Source organism: Methyloceanibacter stevinii (assembly GCF_001723355.1).
Lineage (GTDB): Bacteria > Pseudomonadota > Alphaproteobacteria > Rhizobiales > Methyloligellaceae > Methyloceanibacter > Methyloceanibacter stevinii.
On record NZ_LPWE01000010.1, the window covers coordinates 45,790 to 64,660 of the forward strand.

Annotated in this window: 15 protein-coding genes, 1 other RNA gene and 2 pseudogenes; 9 read left to right on the plus strand and 9 right to left on the minus strand. The window is 62.8% G+C overall.

Features of this window, described 5'->3' with window-relative positions; translation table 11 throughout:
* Window positions 1-8 precede the first annotated feature (8 nt).
* Together AUC70_RS04140 and AUC70_RS04145 are read left to right on the plus strand one after the other, a co-directional pair.
* Window positions 9-1,349, plus strand: a complete 1,341-nt coding sequence (locus AUC70_RS04140; protein ID WP_193427305.1) for an AmpG family muropeptide MFS transporter — start codon at window positions 9-11, stop codon at window positions 1,347-1,349.
* Window positions 1,346-1,570, plus strand: coding sequence for a hypothetical protein (locus tag AUC70_RS04145; RefSeq protein ID WP_069443732.1), 225 nt, complete (start codon window positions 1,346-1,348; stop codon window positions 1,568-1,570). Before AUC70_RS04140 ends, AUC70_RS04145 begins: the two co-directional genes overlap by 4 nt.
* Window position 1,571: 1 nt before the next feature.
* On the opposite strand, the gene recR is transcribed toward AUC70_RS04145, so the two are convergent.
* The 8 genes and pseudogenes from recR to AUC70_RS04185 all read right to left on the minus strand — a co-directional run bounded on the left by recR (window position 1,572) and on the right by AUC70_RS04185 (window position 8,558).
* On the minus strand, window positions 1,572-2,183 hold the full coding sequence (gene recR / locus AUC70_RS04150; protein WP_069443733.1) for a recombination mediator RecR: 612 nt from the start codon (window positions 2,181-2,183) through the stop codon (window positions 1,572-1,574).
* Window positions 2,184-2,345: 162 nt separating this feature from the next.
* Window positions 2,346-2,893, minus strand: a pseudogene (locus AUC70_RS04155) (redoxin family protein).
* Between the two features lie 267 nt (window positions 2,894-3,160).
* Window positions 3,161-3,481, minus strand: coding sequence for a YbaB/EbfC family nucleoid-associated protein (locus AUC70_RS04160; RefSeq protein ID WP_069443734.1), 321 nt, complete (start codon window positions 3,479-3,481; stop codon window positions 3,161-3,163).
* 53 nt (window positions 3,482-3,534) lie between these two features.
* Window positions 3,535-5,436 (minus strand): DNA polymerase III subunit gamma/tau, encoded by a 1,902-nt coding sequence (locus AUC70_RS04165; RefSeq protein ID WP_244505487.1) that lies wholly within the window; start codon window positions 5,434-5,436, stop codon window positions 3,535-3,537.
* A gap of 83 nt (window positions 5,437-5,519) precedes the next feature.
* An RNA gene (gene ffs, locus AUC70_RS04170) (signal recognition particle sRNA small type) lies at window positions 5,520-5,620 on the minus strand.
* A gap of 48 nt (window positions 5,621-5,668) precedes the next feature.
* Window positions 5,669-6,796 carry a linear amide C-N hydrolase gene (locus AUC70_RS04175; protein ID WP_244505488.1) on the minus strand — a complete coding sequence of 376 codons (1,128 nt, stop codon included), beginning with the start codon at window positions 6,794-6,796 and terminating at the stop codon, window positions 5,669-5,671.
* A 117-nt stretch (window positions 6,797-6,913) separates the two neighbouring features.
* Window positions 6,914-7,771: a prephenate dehydratase gene (locus AUC70_RS04180; RefSeq protein WP_141701944.1), complete on the minus strand. Its 858-nt coding sequence runs from the start codon at window positions 7,769-7,771 to the stop codon at window positions 6,914-6,916.
* A gap of 49 nt (window positions 7,772-7,820) precedes the next feature.
* Window positions 7,821-8,558: a 3-deoxy-manno-octulosonate cytidylyltransferase gene (locus tag AUC70_RS04185; protein ID WP_069443737.1), complete on the minus strand. Its 738-nt coding sequence runs from the start codon at window positions 8,556-8,558 to the stop codon at window positions 7,821-7,823.
* A 158-nt stretch (window positions 8,559-8,716) separates the two neighbouring features.
* On the opposite strand from AUC70_RS04185, the gene AUC70_RS04190 reads away from it, so the two are divergent.
* The 4 genes from AUC70_RS04190 to AUC70_RS04205 all read left to right on the plus strand — a co-directional run bounded on the left by AUC70_RS04190 (window position 8,717) and on the right by AUC70_RS04205 (window position 14,290).
* Window positions 8,717-8,929: a hypothetical protein gene (locus AUC70_RS04190; RefSeq protein ID WP_069443738.1), complete on the plus strand. Its 213-nt coding sequence runs from the start codon at window positions 8,717-8,719 to the stop codon at window positions 8,927-8,929.
* 80 nt (window positions 8,930-9,009) lie between these two features.
* The gene (locus AUC70_RS04195; RefSeq protein ID WP_069443739.1) at window positions 9,010-10,332 is read left to right on the plus strand and encodes a c-type cytochrome; all 1,323 of its coding nucleotides are present in this window, start codon (window positions 9,010-9,012) and stop codon (window positions 10,330-10,332) included.
* A 168-nt stretch (window positions 10,333-10,500) separates the two neighbouring features.
* Complete coding sequence (locus AUC70_RS04200; RefSeq protein WP_244505489.1) at window positions 10,501-12,417, plus strand: extracellular solute-binding protein; 1,917 nt, start codon at window positions 10,501-10,503, stop codon at window positions 12,415-12,417.
* A 43-nt stretch (window positions 12,418-12,460) separates the two neighbouring features.
* On the plus strand, window positions 12,461-14,290 hold the full coding sequence (locus AUC70_RS04205) for an extracellular solute-binding protein (protein WP_141701945.1): 1,830 nt from the start codon (window positions 12,461-12,463) through the stop codon (window positions 14,288-14,290).
* Between the two features lie 3 nt (window positions 14,291-14,293).
* Here the strand turns inward: AUC70_RS04205 and AUC70_RS04210 are convergent, their stop codons facing one another.
* Window positions 14,294-15,058, minus strand: a complete 765-nt coding sequence (locus AUC70_RS04210; protein WP_069443740.1) for an AraC family transcriptional regulator — start codon at window positions 15,056-15,058, stop codon at window positions 14,294-14,296.
* Window positions 15,059-15,174: 116 nt separating this feature from the next.
* Between AUC70_RS04210 and AUC70_RS04215 the strand changes: the two genes are divergently transcribed.
* From AUC70_RS04215 to AUC70_RS04225, 3 genes and pseudogenes are all read left to right on the plus strand, one after another.
* Window positions 15,175-16,275, plus strand: coding sequence for a DUF3047 domain-containing protein (locus tag AUC70_RS04215; protein WP_069443741.1), 1,101 nt, complete (start codon window positions 15,175-15,177; stop codon window positions 16,273-16,275).
* Between the two features lie 273 nt (window positions 16,276-16,548).
* Complete coding sequence (locus AUC70_RS04220; protein WP_069443742.1) at window positions 16,549-17,667, plus strand: microcin C ABC transporter permease YejB; 1,119 nt, start codon at window positions 16,549-16,551, stop codon at window positions 17,665-17,667.
* Window positions 17,667-18,827: pseudogene (locus tag AUC70_RS04225) on the plus strand (ABC transporter permease). Before AUC70_RS04220 ends, AUC70_RS04225 begins: the two are co-directional and overlap by 1 nt.
* Window positions 18,828-18,871 lie beyond the last annotated feature (44 nt).

Below are 18,871 nucleotides of genomic sequence, written 5' to 3' on the forward strand. Positions count from 1 at the left end.
TTAGAACGATGACGGGCACCGAGGGAACGACCGACCAAGCCACCATTGCGGACGCGCGCCGCAGCTGGACAGAGATCCTGTTCACGCGAAAAATGCTGGCGTGCATCTTCCTCGGCTTCAGCTCGGGCATGCCGTTGTTCGTGCTCGTGTCGCTGGTGCCGGCTTGGCTGCGCGACAACGACGTCGATCTCGCCACCATCGGCCTATTCGCCCTGGTCGGCCTGCCCTACACCTGGAAGTTCCTGTGGTCCCCCATGATGGACCGCTTCAAGCTGCCCTTCCTGGGACGCCGCCGCGGATGGGCCTTGCTGACCCAGGTCCTCCTGGTGATTTCGATCGGTCTGCTGGGCCATTTCAATCCGGCGACCTCGCTCCAGGCCATCGTCTGGCTCGTTTTCGCGGTCGCCCTGTTCAGCGCCAGTCAGGACATCGTCATCGACGCCTACCGGCGCGAATTACTGGCGGACGACGAGCTCGGCACCGGCACTTCGTTTTGGATCAATGCCTACCGCTTGTCCGGATTGGTGCCGGGTTCGCTGGCCCTGATCCTGGCCGACCATCTGCCCTGGTCCACCGTGTTTTGGATCACGGCTGCCTTCATGCTGATCGGCATTGTGACGACCTTGCTGGTCAAAGAGGTCAGCGACGACGAGCTGGCGCCGCATACGCTGCGCGAGGCGGTGATCGAACCGTTCGTGGAGTTCTTCAGCCGCGACGGCATCACGGCCGGGCTCGCCATCCTCGCCTTCCTGTTCCTCTACAAGCTCGGGGACAACATGGCGACGGCGCTAGCCACGCCCTTCTATCTCGACATGGGCTACAGCAAGACCGAGATCGGAAGCGTCGCCAAGTTCGCCGGGCTCTGGGCCGTCCTTGCCGGTGCCACGATCGGCGGCGCGGTCATGCTCAAGCTGAGCATCAACAAGGCGCTCTGGCTTTTTGGCTTTGTGCAGCTTCTCACCATCGTTCCCTATATCTGGCTGAGCCAGGCCGGGCACTCGCTGGTGGGCTTGTTCGTCGTTGTCAGCGGCGAGTATCTCGCCGTGGGGCTCGGCACGGTCGCCCTTACCGCCTTCATGGCGCGTGAAACGAGCAAGGCCTTCACGGCCACGCAGTTCGCGCTGTTCTCAAGTCTGATCGCCGTGCCGCGTACGGTCGCCAACGCGACAACGGGCTTCATCGTGGAGTCCGTGGGCTGGACTCAGTTCTTCGTCATCTGCGCGCTTCTCGCGATCCCCGGCATGCTGATGCTGTTCAAGGTCGCGCCATGGAGTGCGGAAGAAGAGCGCGCGGAAGATGAAAGCCCGGACGACGAGGCGGTCATCGAGGAGGAGGAGGCGAGCCCATGAGCGACGGCGGGCGGCTTCTCTGGATTGTCGGCATATTCGCTGCGGCGACCGTTGGCTTGGTCGCCGGGATCTGGATCGGCGGCGAGATCGAGTCGAGCGTCTATTGGGAGATCATTGCCGAGGCGAACCTTCCGGAAGAGTGCCTGCGGGAATTCGAAGCCGCCGCGAACAGGGTCGCCGAGACCTATCAAGGCCCCGGAACGAGCCCGGCGGTCGAATAGCCTACCCGCCCATCGCCTTGCGCGCCTTGACGGCCGCGGCGAGCGTGCCTTCGTCGAGATAGTCGAGCTCTCCGCCGATGGGGACGCCTTGTGCCAGGCGCGAGACCGAGACATTGCAGTCGGCAAGCTGGTCGGTGAGGTAATGCGCCGTGGACTGCCCCTCGACCGTCGCGTTCAACGCCAGCAGGACTTCGGTGACCTCCTCCCCACGCGCCCGCTCGATCAACTTCGGGATATTGAGATCGTCGGGGCCAACGCCGTCGAGCGGCGACAGCGTGCCGCCCAGCACGTGATAGCGCCCGTTTACGACCGCCGCCCGCTCCAGCGCCCACAGATCGCCCACCTCCTCGACGACGCAGATCAGCGACGGATCGCGCGTCGCGTCACGGCAGAGCGTGCAGGGGCTCTGGGTATCGATATTGCCACATACCTCGCAGGTGAGAATCGTGTCGCGGGTCTCGGCGAGTGCCGCAGCCAGCGGGTCGAGCAACTGCTCCTTCTTCTTCACGAGATGCAGGGCCGCACGCCGGGCCGATCGCGGCCCGAGCCCCGGAAGACGCGCCAGGAGCTGTATGAGCCGCTCGATTTCGGGACCTGCCGCCGCGCGCGCCATGGACCGCTTCCTCTTCTAGACTTCTGGAGCCACTGAGCCCCGTATACCGGGAATCGGTTTGGCAAAAGGCATCGCCCAGCCAAAAACGCCGACGCACGGCCCAGCTTACGCTGAGTCGTGCCGTCGATCCAGATCGTAGAGTGGGCTGAACGAGCGCGCGTTTTACGCGGCTTTCTCGATACCCTTGTCCTGGAGATACTGCAGAAGGGTCTCCGGCGCGCTGACGCCGTAGGGGTCCTCCGCGTGATTGTCGCAAAGGCCCGGCTCCTCGAACCATGCCTCGATCACGCCGTCGTTCACGATGGCGGCATAGCGCCAGGAGCGCATGCCGAAGCCGAGATTATCTTTCTCGACGAGCATGCCCATCTTGCGCGTGAACTCGCCAGAGCCATCCGGGATGACCTTCACATGCTTCAGGTCCTGGTCCTTCGCCCATTTGTTCATGACGAAGCTGTCGTTCACCGACAGGCAGTAGATGTCGTCGATGCCGAGATCCTTGAACTTCTCGTAAGAGCCCTCAAACCCGGGAGCTGATAGGTCGAGCAGGTCGGTGTGAACGCGCCTGGCAGCGAGAACAGAATCACGCGCTTGCCCTTGAAGTAATCGTCGGTGGTCTGGTCCTGCCAACGGTAGGGATTCGGCCCACCGACGGATTCGTCGCGGACGCGCGTGCGAAAGGTGACCTCGGGGAGTCTATGTCCGGTCTTCATTTTTGGTCCTTGAAATGTTTTGCGAAGCTGATGTTTGAACGTCCCGTCCGCCGGTGTGACTTTCGATGCGACTCGCGCGCGCACGCCGCAGCTTCCGCTAGGAAACGCGCGTTCGTCCGTCACCTCGACGGATGCGATCCGTCCAAAGCCGGGATGAAAGAATCATACACGAGGCAGTGCGCCGCAACATGGTGACGTTGCGACGCAGCAATGCGACAAATCGTGCCGCCGGCACGCGTCTTCGCAGTGTTCGTGTGTTGACGAGGGCTAGAAGAGTTTGAAGCCAGGGGGAATCGGCAAGCCGCCTGTCAGTGAGGCCATCTTCTCCTTCATGGCCTCCTCGACTTTCAGCTTCGCATCCGCATGAGCGGTGATGATCAGGTCTTCGAGGATTTCCGTCTCCTCCGGCTTCAGCATCGACGGGTCGATGGCGACAACCTTCATCTCGCCTTTGCCGTTCAGCGTGACGGTCACCATGCCGGCGCCGGCGCGGCCTTCACAGGTCAGGGACTCCATTTCGGTCTGCATATCCTGCATCTTGCCCTGGAGCTGCTGCGCCTGCTTCATCATATCCATGAAGTTCTTCATCGCGGTCCTTGTCTGTCGCGTTGCGTGGTCAGTTTGGTTTCGCCGCTTCCGCTCTAACTTGTCCGGCCCCTGGTGAAGACATCGTCGTCTTCGACGTCGTCCGGAGTCTCGTCGAGATCCGCGCGCTCTTGCGGCGCGTTGCGAACCTCTTTGATCTTTGCGCCGGGAAAGTGCCGAAACACTTCTTGAACGGCAGGATGGGCATGAAGCGCCTCGATCTCACGGGCTTCGGCGGCACGGCGCTGAACCCCGAGCGGCTCCTCGCCTTCCTGCTCGCTGGTGGACACGATCCAGACTTGGCCGGTCCACGCCTTGAGCTTGCGCATCAGCTCTTGCAGCAGATCCGGCGCCGCGAGCGGTAGAGGGTTGAGGGCAATATCCCCGGGCTTGAAACGGACCAGGCGCACCTGTTCCAGCAACGCGTTCTTCAGTTTCAAGTCGCGCTTCGTCTCGGCAAGAGCCACGACGTCCTCGAAACTCTGCGGCATGGGCGAAGCCGGTGCGGGCTCCGAAACAGGTTCTTCTTCGAAATCCGGCGGCGCAGGATTTTCCGACTCAAACACCGCGGGTTTCTCGCGCACCTCTCCTGCGGTGACCGGCGCCTCTTGCACGGCCACAGGCGCCATTTGCGCAGTGGCCGGAGTCATTTGCGCAGTGGCAGGAGTCTTGGCCGAAGACGCGTCCGCGGGCGGCGCATCGGCGGCCGCAGCTGTTTTCGTCTCGTTCGTCTCGGGCCTGGTCTGACGGGCGGCGTCGCCCGGCGGCGGCAAGTCGACCACATAGGCGAGCCGCACCAGCACCATGTCGGCCGCCGCAAGCGGCCGTGGACTGCTGCGCACTTCGTCGTGGCCTTTGAGCAGCATCTGCCAGGCGCGCGCGAGCACGGGCATGGAGAGCCGCTTGGCAAGATCTTCGATGCGCCCGCGTTCCACTTCGCCGGCGGCGGGATCGATACCTTGCGGACCCGCGGCCTTCGCGACCGTGACCGCGTGGACGGCGTCGGCGAGGTCCGTGATGACTTGACCGGGCTCGGCCCCATCGCGGTTGAGCTGTTCCAACGCCTTGAGCGCGCCGCCAGCATCACCCTTGAGCACCGTCTCGAGCAAATCGAAGATGCGCCCCCGGTCCGCAAGCCCAAGCAGTTCCCGGATCGTATCGGGCTCGATGCGGCCAGAGCCGAAAGCAATGGCCCGGTCGAGGATGGAGAGGGCATCGCGCACCGACCCCTCGCCGGCCCGGGCAATCAGCGCGAGCGCCGCCGGCTCGGCCTCGGTGCCTTCCTCCTTGGCGATGTGCGCAAGATGGGCGGACATGGTCTCCACATCGATGCGCTTCAGGTCGAAGCGCTGGCAGCGCGACAGCACCGTGACCGGCACTTTACGAATCTCTGTGGTGGCGAAGATGAACTTCACATGCTCGGGCGGCTCTTCGAGGGTCTTCAAGAGACCATTGAAGGCCTGCTTGGACAGCATGTGCACCTCGTCGACGATATAGACTTTGTATCGTGCCGAGTTCGGCTTGTAGTGCGCGCTGTCGATCAGATCGCGGATGTCATCGATACCGGTATGGGAGGCCGCATCCATTTCGATCACATCGAGATGGCGGCCTTCCAGGATGGCGCGGCAATGGGCGCCTTCCGCTTCGATATCGATGGTGGCGCCCTCACCGTTCGGCCCCTCATAGTTGAGGGCCCGCGCCACCAGCCGCGCCGTGGTTGTCTTCCCGACGCCGCGCACGCCTGTGAGCATGTAGGCCTGTGCGATGCGGCCCGACGCAAAGGCATTGCGCAAGGTTCGCACCATCGGCTCCTGGCCGATCAGCTCCGCGAATATTTTCGGCCGGTATTTGCGTGCCAGCGCCGCATGACTGGCCGCCGCGCTCGGGGCCGCATCCTTGGTCGGATCTTGGATCGGGTTTTGGGCCTTGTCTTCGGACATCGAGAAAGGAGCGCTCACGCCATGGCTTCAATCGGGGCCGGTTCTTGAACCTTTCGGGTGCAAGACGGCGGCACCCGCGGAGTTTACTCGACGCACGGGAAAGGTGGGAGGCTGGACAATCAACCCGCGAAACGCTCGTTAGGGCTGCTTCCTTCCGGACCTGACCCGGTTGGCGAGGCACGCGCCTGCCGCCAACCTCCCTGGAGCACTATATCGGGGAAGCGGGGCCTCGTGGCAACCGTGAGCGCCACTAATCTTCGCGATGCGCCGATTCCCTTAGGTTTTGGACGACAAGCGCAGCCGGCGACGCCGGATCAGGGCGCCAGAAATTTGAACGGCTTCGCGTCCTCGAAACTGCCGGAGACTCGCCCGCGAGGATCGGGAAGCTGGTCAGCTTGAGCTTCTTTGTCTCGGCTCCTTCCGACAGGTCGAGCTTGTCGAGGTCCACCCAGAAGAGTCCGGGATTGAAAACCGAGTCGTAGTAATAGCGCTTGGCGCCTTGGTCGGAATAGGTCCGCCACTGGGTTGTCGCGATATTCGGTTTGCTCGGATCCTTGACGCCGACAGGAACACTGACCGCACGCATCATCGAGGCGACGCTTGCGACCGCCGTGCGCTTGTCCTCGAATTTCGGCGACGCGCTCAAATAGTAGCTCGCGCGCACGAAACGGTCCGCCGCGCGGTTTGTGCCTGGCAGGAACGTGCTGCCGCCGATCCCCGTCCAATACGTGTCGATGGCCAGCTGCTGATCGTAAGGCGGCGAATTGGTCATCACCTTCGTTTCCGGCCCGTGATGAATGACGAGCTTGCCGTCGAGATACTCGAAGATGGCGGAATCTCCTGACGGATCGGACAAGGCCACATGGCCGGTCGCCGCCTTGCCGTTCGGGAGGTTGGGCGCCACGACCGTGAAGGGATTGTTCTTCAAGGCGTCGACGGCTTCCGACACAGTCGCGAAACTGTCGAGGACGTATTGCAGCCAGCCGCCGACGGACATCTTCGGTTTGCCCGCGTCGGCCGGACCGTAGTCGGACTCGGCCAAGTAGAGGACGTTGCCGACGAGGCCGGCCTCGTTGATCCCGTCGACCGTGGCCACATCGTAGATCGTGGCGACGACCGAACCGTATTTCGATGTCCAGGCGAACGACCCTTCGCCCACGCCACCGTTGCGCTCCATGCCCTTCGGAAACGCCCAGAGGTTCGTCTGCGTGTTGTCGGCCCAATCCATGCTGCGGCCGACGATGTAGTCCTGGCTCCCCGTCTCGTAGAGAATACGCGTGCAGGCATCACTGACGGAGGCCGAGCCAGCCACGGCCAAGCCCGCCAGCGCTACTCCCACAGCCGGAGTCCATGCTTTCGATTGGGGTTTCTTGCTCATCTGACATCTCCTCCTGTCGACCCGGCGTGCCGAGACCCAAAGACCGTTCGAATCATTGGGTTCCGTCTCTAGCGCCGTTTTGTGGCACCAAGCTGTCGAGACGCGACTCGCGCGCGCCTACGCCTTCAGCGTGCTTCGGAACGGGCTTGCCGGATAGGTGCCCAGCAGCGTGATCTCACTCGTGTAGAAGTCGAGCTCTTCCATGGCGAGCTGCACGGGGCGCGAGTCGGGATGACCTTCGATGTCGGCATAGAACATGGTCGCGTTGAACGAGCCTTCGAGCTGGTAGGATTCCAGCTTGGTCATGTTCACCCCGTTTGTGGCGAAGCCGCCGAGCGCCTTGTAGAGCGCCGCGGGCACGTTGCGCACGCGAAACACAAAGGTGGTGAGGACCGGGCCGTCATCGGCCTTCGTCTTCACGGGCTTTGCGGACAGCACCACGAACCGCGTCGTGTTGTGGGCCGCATCCTCGACATCTTTCTTGGCGACGCGCAGCCCATAGATCTCGGCGGCGAGCTTGGAGGCGATCGCCGCCTGGGTCGGATCGGCGGCTTCGCTCACATGACGCGCGGCCCCGGCCGTGTCGGCCTCGGTCACCGGCTTGAGCTTCAACTCGGCGATGACCTTCCGGCACTGGCCCAGCGCCATGATGTGGCTATGGACCGACTTGAGATCGGCAAGCTTCGCACCCGGCAGCATGAGCAATTGATGCCGGATGCGCTCGAAATGCTCGCCGATGATGAAGAGCCCCGAATGGGGCAACAGATGATGGATATCGGCCACGCGACCAGCCACCGAGTTCTCGATGGGAATCATGGCGAGCTTCGCCGCGCCGGTTTTGACGGCAGTCAGCGCGTCCTCGAAGGTCGCACACGGCAACGCTTCCATGTCCGGATAGGCGTCATTCGCCGCGAGGTGCGAGTTCGCACCCGGCTCCCCTTGGAAGGCGATTCGATTTGCGCGCTTCGTAGCCATCGCAGTCTTGTGCTTCATCGTCGGTTAGGCAGGCGGGGATCGGAAATTCTTACGCGGTTTCAAGAATTTCGCGGGCCCGCGTGAGGTCGGCCGGAGTATCGACACCGAGCGGAACCGTGTCAACGAGACCGACATGGATGCGCATACCAGACTCGAGCGCGCGAAGCTGTTCGAGTTTCTCGCGCATCTCGAGCGGAGAGGGGCGCAAACCGACGAACTGTTCCAGCGCGGCGCGGCGATAGGCGTAGAGCCCGATGTGGTGGTAGAGCGGCCCGTCGCCGTGCGGGGCTGTGGCGCGCGTGAAATACAGGGCATTGAGAATGCCGCCGCGTGTCAAGGGCGACCCCACCACCTTCACCACGTTCGGATTGGAACGCTCTTCCTCGCGGACGATCTCCGCCGCGATCGTGCCGATATCCGCTTCGCCCTCCTCGAGCGCCTCGACGCATTTGCCGATCAACGCAGGATCGAGTGTGGGCAGGTCCCCTTGCAGGTTGACCACCACGTCGAATTCCCGCTCCGGGTCGGCTGACGCCAGCGCTTCGAAGATCCTGTCGGACCCGCTTGCATGGTCCGCGCGCGTCAGAACCGCCTCGCCACCTGCGCGCGCAACGGCGTCCTGGACCTCCTGAGAATCAGTCGCCACCAACACGGGGCCGCATTCCGCCTCGATTGCCCGGCGCCAGACGTGAACGATCATGGGCTCGCCCGCGATCTCGGCCAGCGGCTTGTCCGGCAGGCGGGTCGCGGCGCGCCTCGCAGGAATGACGACTATCGATTTTGTCATTTTTTCCCGTTTGTTAGCGTTCAAATGCCAAATGAGCTGACCTTGCCAGCTGTGCTGATTCTCTCAGTTGCAACCGCCGTCGGCCCCTTATAGTGTCAGCCAGCGTCGCAAGAGCTATTCTGAAGTAGCCTTTGTTTCCTGCCGGGGGGATATCCAACATGAAATACTACTACTTGAACAAAGTCGCTATGGCGGTGCTGTTGGCACTGCTTCTGTTCTTTGGCACACGGACACTCATCGACATTATCTATGAAGAACACCTGCCGGCGACGCCGGGTTACGAGGTGGCCGGCGCCGAGGAAGATCTCGTCCATGGCGACGCGAAGAAGGGCGGCGAAGAAGACAAGGGCGCGGCTTTCATCGCAGCCTGAACAAGGCCGACCCCGCCAAGGGCGAGCAAGCCGTCGGACTTTGTAAAGTTTGCCATAGCTTCGAGAAGGGCGGCCCGAACATGATCGGCCCCGGCCTCTACGGCGTGGTTGGGCACAAGATCGCCGCGCATGAGGGCTTCAGCTACACGAAGGGCCTCAAGGATCATGGCGGCGAGTGGACCTTCGAGAACCTTGATCACTGGCTCGAGAACCCGGCCGGCTTCGCGCCCGGCACCAGCATGGCCTTCCCCGGCATCAAGGATCTCCAGAAGCGCGCCGACGTCATCGCCTATCTGAACCAGAACAGCGACAGCCCGGTGGCGATCCCCGAGCCCAAGGCCGCGCCCGCAGCCGAAGAGTCCGCGGAAGCAGAAAGCCCGGACGAAGCGGCGCCTCAAATCTTGTCGCTTCTCGCGGAAGCCGACCCGGCCAAGGGCGAACAGTCCGCGGCACTCTGCAAGGTCTGCCACACGTTCGAAGCGGGCGGCGCCAATGGTCTGGGGCCAAACCTGCACAATGTTGTCGGCGCCGAGATTGGGCACCACGAGGGCTACAGCTACTCCGCGGCTCTCAAGGACAAAGGCGGGGACTGGACCTACGAGCGTCTGGACGAGTGGCTGACCAGCCCGGCGACGTTCGCACCCGGCACGACGATGGCCTTCCCCGGCATTTCCGATGCGAAGACGCGTGCGGACGTGATCGCGTTCCTGCGCAGCCAGACTGAAAACCCGCCAGAACTTCCTGCGGGCGATGCCGCAGCGGCACCGGCCGAGGAAGAAGCTGCGCCGGCTGAAGAGGCGGCGCCTGCCGAGGAGCCCGCTGCGGAAGAGTCCACGGACGACGCCGCTCCTGCCGAGGACGAGGCCATGCCGGCGGAAGAACCGGCCGCTGAGGAGTCCACTGACGAAGCCGCACCGGCCGAAGATGCGGCTCCTGCCGAGGACGAGGCTATGCCGGCGGAGGAACCCGCTGCGGAAGAGCCTACCGCCGAAGAGCCGGCTGCGGAAGAACCCGCGGCCGAGGACGCGGCGAGCAGCGACACGGTCGTGAATTCCCCGATGGTGTCGGAGGATGCGCCGTCCCTGCCGCACAAGGGTGAGCCGCCCTCGCCCAACCAGCCGCAGCCTGTCGTTCCGTCCGACCCTTCGTCAACCACGACACAGGCCGACGAGCCGAGCACGTCGGACGACAGCGGCAGCACCTCGGATGACAGCGGCAGCACCTCTTCGCAGCCTCAGCTGTGTATCCCGACGGTAAGCCGGACGGGATCTAGGCCTGACCGGTCTCAGACAGAATATTCCGATCAAGGGCCCCGCTTCCGGGGCCCTTTTTCTTTGGGCCGGGTCCATCGAAGTTCAGCCGGCAGCTCGCGCCACGTTAGGGGCTCGCGACATGACCGATAATTCATTTGGTCCCGCACCCCGGCATGCTAACTTTTTTGCCCACCGGGGTTTTTGCGGCCCCATTGCAAGGTTTGAGGCAGGGTTCGCGCTTCATGGCCGCCAGAGCGGTGCGCCGGGAGCCGCCTCGCCCCGACAATCCCGTCAACGCGGAATGGTGCTTCTCTCCCCATGGTGTTTTCACGACTGACTTTCGCCGTAGCGCTCACGGCGCTCCTGATCGGACCGGCTGCCGCCCAAGAATCCGCTCCGCAAGATGGCGCTGCCCAAAAGCCCGCTGCCCAAGTGGCCAAGCCTGCCCCCTCAGAGGCCTCCGCTCAGACGAAGCACCATGCGCTGTCCCTCGTCGGAGAGCCGAAATACCCCGCGGACTTCACCCATTTCGACTTCGTGAACCCGGATGCCCCGAAAGGCGGTCTTGTGCGCCTGCCCTCGATCGGCGGGTTCGACAGCCTCAATCCCGTTCTGTATCGCGGCGAGCAAGCGCCCGGCATCGGCTTCGTCAACGAGAGCCTTTTTGTCGACAGTATCGATGAGCCGTCGACGTCGTATGGACTGATCGCCGAGTGGGCGTCCTATCCGGACGACTATTCGTCCGTGACCTTCAAACTTCGCGACGAGGCACGCTGGCACGACGGCGAGCCGATTACGCCCGAGGACGTGATCTACAGTCTCAAGGTGAACAAGGAGGCCAATCCGCGGATGGGCCTCTACTACAAGAACGTGACCCGCGCGGAGAAGACAGGCGACAACGAGGTGACCTTCTACTTCGACAGCAAAGGCAACCGCGAACTGCCGATGATCATGGGGCAGCTCACCATCCTGCCGAAGCATTTTTGGACCGGCACCGACGAAAAGGGCGAGAAGCGCGACCCCATGAAGACCACGATGGAGCCGCCGCTCGGCTCGGGCCCCTACCGGGTCAAGTCGGTCAGCCCCGGCCGGTCGATCAGCTACGAGCGCGTCGACGACTATTGGGGCAAGGACCTGCCCGTGAACAAGGGCACGTGGAATTTCGACGAAATGCGCTTCGATTCCTATCGGGACATCACCGTCGCGTTCGAAAGCTTCAAAGCCGGAAATCTAGACTACTGGAACGAGTCGAGCTCGAAGAACTGGGCCATGGCCTACGACTTTCCCGCTGTCGAGAACGGCGAAATCAAGCGGGAAGAGGTTCGACTCGAACGCGGCATGCCCATGCAGGCTTTCGTGTTGAATCAGCGCCGTTCCAAATTCCAGGACCGGCGCGTACGCCAAGCGCTGAACCTGGCCTTCGATTTCGAGTGGACGAACAAGAACCTGTTCTTCGGCCAGTATGAGCGCGTCGACAGCTACTTCCAGAATTCGGAGTTAGCGTCGCCCAAGGCTCTGCCCGAAGGGCGTGAACTGGAGATCCTCGAGACGGTGCGCGACGAGGTTCCGGAGGAAGTCTTCACGACCGTGCACCAGAACCCGACCAACAACGACCAGACCGAGATGCGCAAGAATCTGCGCCAGGCCGTGATGCTGCTGCGCGAGGCGGGCTGGCAGGTGAAGGACGGGGCTCTCGTCAACACAAAGACCGGCGAGCAGATGAACATCGAGTTCCTGATCGTCTCGCCCCTGTTCGAGCGCATCATTCAGCCCTATCTGCGCAACCTCAACCGGCTCGGCATCAAGGGCTCGATCCGTCTCGTGGACTCTGCGCAATACACGCGCCGGCTCAACAATTTCGACTACGATGTGATTGTCGGGAATTTCGGACAGTCCGAGTCGCCCGGCAACGAGCAACGCGACTATTGGGGCAGTGAAGCCGCAGAGCGCGACGGCAGCATGAACCTCATCGGCATCAAGGACCCGGCGATCGACAAGCTGATCGACTACATCATCTTCGCCAAGGACCGCGAGGAACTTGTTGCCGCGACGCATGCGCTCGATCGCGTCTTGCTCTGGCACGACTTCGTGGTGCCGCAATGGTTCTCGCCCTATCAGCGCATTGCCTATCGGAGCCATTACGGGCGCCCCGAGAAACTGCCGGGACTGACGCCAGGGTTCTTCCAAGTCTGGTGGGACGAGAAGGCCTCGGCTGAACCGCAAGCATCGAATTGATCCCAGCAGGGCGGAAGTCCGGTCGATGACAATGTTTTGCTCGATGACAATGACACGCACCGCAACCGCTCTTGCCGCAGGCCTGTTTTGCACACTCCTCCTCGCTCAGCCGGCGAGCGCCGAGCGCAAGCACGGGCTCTCCGCCTTCGGCGATCTCGCCCAGCCTGAAGACTTTGAAGCCTTTGCCTATGTCGATCCGGATGCGCCGAAAGGTGGCGCGTTTTCCCTGATCGGTTGGGGCGGCGTCACCACGTTCAACAGCCTCAACAGTTTCATTCTCAAGGGCGACGCGGCTCAAGGGCTCGAACTTCTGTTCGATACCCTGATGGTGCGGGCGATGGACGAGCCGGATGCGGTCTACGGACTGATCGCCGAGAGCGCGGAAGTCGCGGACGACCGCAAGTCCGTCACCTTCTATCTCCGCCCCGAGGCTCGCTTCTCCGATGGCACGCCCGTGACCGCAGACGACGTCGTCTTTTCGTTCGACATCCTGAAGGAAAAGGGGCACCCGCTCTATTCGCAGATGCTGCGCGACGTGGAGAAGGCCGAGGCGATTGACCCTGCCACCGTGCGCTACACCTTCAAGGGCGACCTCGTCCGTGATCTGCCGCTCACCGTGGCGGAACTGCCCGTGTTCTCCGCGGCCTACTACAAGGACAGGGCGTTCGACGAAACGACGCTGGAGCCGCCGCTGGGGTCCGGGCCGTATCTCGTCGACGACCTCAAACAGGGCCGCAACATTACGTATCGGCGGAACCCCGACTATTGGGCCAAGGACCTGCCGGTCAACAACGGCCGCTGGAACTTCGACACGATCCGCTTCGAGTATTTTCGCGACCGCACCGCCGGCATGGAAGCCTTCAAGGCCGGCACCTATGACCTCCGCGAGGAGTTCACCTCCAAGGTCTGGGCGACCGAATACGACTTCCCCGCCATCCGCGACGGGCGCGTGAAGAAGGACACACTGCCCGACCTGACGCCATCGGGAACGCAAGGGTTCTTCATCAACACGCGCCGCGACAAGTTCAAAGACAAAAGGGTCCGCGAGGCCCTGGGGCTGGCCTTCGACTTCGAGTGGACCAACCGCAACATGTTCTTCAACCTCTACGACCGTACGCAGAGCTATTTCGAGAACTCCCCGATGAAGGCGGAAGGCGAGCCCTCCGCCGCAGAACGTACATTGATCGAGGGGCTCGGCGTCGATGTCGATCCGGATGTGCTGGGGCCCGTGCCTTTGCCGCCGGTGAGCGACGGCTCCGGCCGCGACCGGGCGTCGTTGCAGCGGGCGAGCAAACTTCTCGACGAGGCCGGCTGGCGCATCGAGGACAAGAAGCGCGTGAACGAGAAGGGCGAACCGCTGACGGTCGAGTTCCTCACTTTCGAGCCCACCTTCGAGCGCATCGTCGCACCGTTTGTGAAGAGCCTATCGCTTCTCGGGATCGATGCCCGTATCCGCCGCGTCGACCCGGCGCAGTATCAACAGCGCCTGAAGGATTTCGATTTCGACATCACCACCCAGCGCTACGTGATGCGCAATACGCCAGGCGTGGAGCTGCGCAGCTATTTCGGCTCCGGATCCGCCGACCAGGTGGGCTCGCTGAATCTCGCCGGCATCAAGGACCCCGCCGTCGACGCGCTCATCGAAGAGATCATCAGCGCAGAGAGCCGCGAGGACATGCACACGGCTGCCCGCGCGCTCGACCGGGTGTTACGCGCGGGTCACTACTGGGTCCCGCACTGGTACAAGGCCTCTCACACCATCGCCTATTGGGACAAGTTCGGCCAACCCGAGACGAAGCCGAAATTCGATCGGGGCATCCTCGACACCTGGTGGTTCGAGGGCACGGAGACCCATACGGCAGGCGAGCAGTAGAGCTTAGGCCAGCCGCTCGAAGCGCTCGATCTTGCGAAAGACCGGCGCTGGATTGACGCCGAACGTATCCCGGAAGGCATGGCTGAAATGGGTCGCGTCGGCGAACCCGCTGTCGAGGGCCGCGTTCGTCATGCTGTCGGAAGCATGAAGCCGTTCCGCCGAAAGCCACAACCTCTTCCACATGCGGTAGCGGCGGTAGGGAACGCCGATCTGTTCACTGAACAAATGCAGCACCCGCGATGGCGACAGGCCCAGCGCCTCCGCCAACTCGTCTTGCGAATGGTTGCGGTCCGGTTCGGCACGAATGAGATCGAGCACTTTCAAAATGCGCGGGTCGATCGTGCTGCCGGGATCTTCTGGAAACAATCGGTCGAGCAAGGCCTCCACGTCGGGCTGGCGGGGATCCTCCTCGAACACCCAGTGAAACGCCGCGACGATTTCGGGATCGTGAAAACTGCTCACCTCACCCTTTCGATACGGATAGCGCCGGCGGAACGCCGGCGCGGAGGCGCTCTCCGCGTCCACGAAAAGTTTTCCGTGCACGCCCCCTTCGAGGTTGAGAGCATGGCGCAGGCCCGGCGGCACCAGGGCGACGCGATAGCTTTGCCACTCGCCGTCGGCAAGCATCAGCTGGAACGGTTTGTAAATGCCCACATGCAGCACGGGTGCGCCGTAGACGTGGTCCTCCAGGTGCTGGAGCGGCCCGCAATACACGGCCCGGCCGTTGCCGATATAGAGTTGGGAATGAAACGGATGAAATCGGTCCATAGCAGGTTCCTGCAAGTCGAGCCTATGGTCGCTCGGCTATTGTCGCCGCGCAAGAACAAAGCCCCTGCACGGCAGGCAATCGGCGGGGCGCACAAAGGAAACGACTGGAGGAATGCATGCAAGACAGGCCTCAACTCGATGGCGCGTCGTTTGAAGCGCAGTTCACGGTGCTTCTGCGCAACGCGCCCGCCGGCATCGTCAAGGACTTTAGCTTTGTCCAGGTACCGTCGAACCAGCCGCCCTGGCTCGACACGGGGATCGACATCGCATCCGGCGACCAGGTTTCCACTTTCGCGGTCGGCACAACCTCGCTTCCCGGCACGCCCATCTCGTTTCCGACCGCGCTGCAACTGTGGAACAGGATCGGACCGGACGGCGAGATCTTCCGGGGCACACGAACCACCAACAGCTTCGAGGCCGTCAAGCCGGGACGGCTCTATGTCGGCACGAGCTTTCCCGGCGAGTTCGCCACCCGCACGGGCGGCCTTGCCGTGCCGCCGGAAGCCTACGCCATGGCCGACGGCATTCTCACACTTCTCGTGATCCGTTGGCAGATGGCCCCGCTCGATGCCTTGAAGCGACTCCAAACGGTCGGCGACGTGAACGGGATGGTCGCCGCCGAGATCGACCGTTTTGCGACCCAGGTTCCGGTGCCCAAGGGCTGGGAGTATCTGTGGTTCATCGGCCCGTCCGAGATCTACAAAGAGTGCAGCGACCACGGGCACGATCACGCGATCTGCTGCCACAGCGACAACAACGGCGCCCTTCTGATCAAGGATTGCGTCGTGCCGCTGAAGCCGGGCACCAAAGTTTCCTGGTCTTGGCGCATGGAGAAGCTCCCGTCCGAGGTACGCGAAGATACTTTCCCGACCCATGACTATCTCAGCGTCGCGGTGGAGTTCGATAACGGCCAGGACATCACCTATTTCTGGAGCTGCGAGCTGCCGCTCGAGACGACGTTCCGGTGCCCCATTCCCACCTGGGCGGAACGCGAGACCCACGTGGTCGTGCGGAGCGGCCTCGGCGACATCGGCAAATGGCTCTCGGAGGAGCGGGACCTCTACAAGGACTACGCGGAGCGGATCGGCGGCCCGATGCCCCAAAAGATCGTCAAAGTCTGGCTGATCGCCGTGAGCATCTTCCAGCAGACCGAGGGCAAGTGCCAATTCGCCGACCTCGCAATCCACGGCGAAAACGGCACGATCCCGGTCATGTAGCCTCTAAAACAGCATGGGCGCCGCGCGAGGGCGTCCTGCCGGCTCACCGCGCGCGCTCCCACGGACGTGGGCCCCCTGGGCCCGAAGGCCGCCGTTTTGGCGCTTCACCGCCTAGCCTTACCAACTTGCAACAATTCTGGGCATTCTGTCGGGTTCCGTTCGCCTCTAGAATCCAGTAAGCAAAGTCTGCAAACGCCGATCCTCCGGCCCTACTGGCCTGAGCGGCGGCACTCATTTGCGACCGGCAGCGCAGCGACGGGAAGCCCGACACAATTGGCCGCCTATATCCTCCGCCGACTCTTACTGATCATTCCAACGATGCTCGGCATCATGCTGGTGACCTTTGTCATCGTGCAGTTTGCGCCGGGCGGGCCCGTCGAGCGGCTGATCGCGCAGCTGACCGGCACCGATGCGGGCGCGACCGCGAAATTCAGCGGCGGCGGCAGCGACTTTGCCGGAAGCGGCGGTCAGCAGGGCATGCCGGGCGGCGACGTGAGCGGCGCCTCGTCGAAATACCGGGGCGCGCAAGGGCTGGACCCCGAGTTCATCGCCAGCCTCGAGAAGCAGTTCGGTTTCGACAAGCCGGCCCACGAGCGCTTCGGCCAGATGATCTGGAACTATATGCGCTTCGATTTCGGTGAGAGCTATTTCCGCGACACGAGCGTGCTGGAGCTCATCGCCGAGCGCATGCCGGTTTCGATCTCGCTCGGACTTTGGATGACGCTCATCTCCTACGCGATCTCCATCCCGCTCGGAATCCGCAAGGCCGTGAAAGACGGCACCCGCTTCGACGTTTGGACATCGAGCGTGATCGTCATCGGTTATGCCATCCCAGGCTTCCTGGTGGCGGTGTTCCTGATCGTGCTGTTCGCGGGCGGGTCCTTCCTGCAGATCTTTCCTCTGAGAGGACTTGTCTCGGAGGACTTCTGGTCCCTGCCCTGGTACGCGAAGATCGCCGACTATTTCTGGCACCTGGTGCTGCCGCTGACTGCCATGGCGCTGTCGGCTTTCGCGACGACGACCTTCCTCACCAAGAACTCGTTCTTGGAAGAGATCAGCAAGCAATACGTCACCACCGCACGCGCCAAGGGATTGACGGAGCGGCAGGTGCTTTACGGACACGTCTTCCGCAACGCCATGCTGATCGTGATCGCCGGATTTCCGGGCGCGTTTATCGGTGCGTTCTTCGCCGGGTCGCTACTGATCGAGACCATCTTCACGCTGGACGGGCTGGGACTGCTCGGCTTTGAGTCCATCGTTAATCGCGACTACCCGGTCGTGTTCGCGACCGTCTACATCTTCTCGCTGCTCGGACTGCTGATCAATCTTCTGTCCGACCTCACCTATACCTGGGTCGATCCGCGCATCGACTTCGAGACGCGGGAGGTCTGATGGACGCACCGACCGACGTCACCGTCACAGAGGAAGTCGCGGCCGAGGGCATCCCACAGCCGCGTCCCTGGGTCTCCGCGCTCAACAGGCGCCGCTGGCAGACCTTCAAGGCCAACCGGCGCGGTTACTGGTCCTTGTGGATCTTTCTGTTCCTGTTCGTGATCAGCCTGTTCGCCGAGTTCATCGCCAACGACAAGCCCATCCTCGTCGAATACGAGGGCCAGCTCTATTGGCCGATCTTCCAGGCTATCCCGAGACGGATTTCGGCGGCATCTTCGAGACCGAGGCAGACTATCGCGACCCCGTCGTGCAGGAGCTCACCGAGAAGGGCGGGCTGGATGCTGTGGCCGCCGATCCGCTTCTCCTACAACACACAGAACAAGAACCCGCCGATGGCATTCCCGGTGAAGCCGACCTGGCTGCTCACCGACAAGGATTGCGAACTCGCCGTCGAGAAGGGCTTCCACCCCTGCAATTCCAGTCTCGAGTGGAACTGGCTCGGAACCGACGATCAGGGGCGCGACGTGGTTGCTCGGATCATCTACGGCTTCCGCATATCCGTGCTGTTCGGACTCGTGCTGACGGTCTTCTCGACCATCATCGGCGTCGCGGCCGGCGCGATACAGGGCTATTTCGGCGGCTGGACCGATCTCATATTCCAGCGCTTCATCGAGATCTGGACCAGCGTACCGCAGCTCTACCTGTTGATCATCGTGGCGGCGGTGATCGAACCGAACTTCTGGATTCTGCTCGGCATCCTTTTGGCCTTCTCCTGGGTTGCCCTCGTGGGCGTGGTCAGGGCCGAATTTCTGCGCGCGCGCAATTTCGAATATGTCACGGCTGCGCGGGCGCTGGGTCTGCCCAACCTGAAGATCATCTTCAAGCACCTGCTGCCCAACGCGATGGTCGCCACGCTGACCTTCATGCCCTTCATCCTGAACGGCTCCATCACCACGCTCACGTCGCTGGACTTCCTCGGCTTCGGCTTACCGCCGGGATCGCCGTCACTCGGCGAGTTGCTGGCCCAAGGCAAGGACAATCTCCAGGCGCCGTGGCTCGGACTGACGGCCTTCTTCGTGATCGCCATCATGCTCAGTCTCTTGATTTTCGTGGGCGAGGCGGTGCGCGATGCGCTCGATCCGCGCAAGACGCTGACCTGAGGAAACGCCATGCACGGTTCGCACGACCATAGCCACACAGTGAA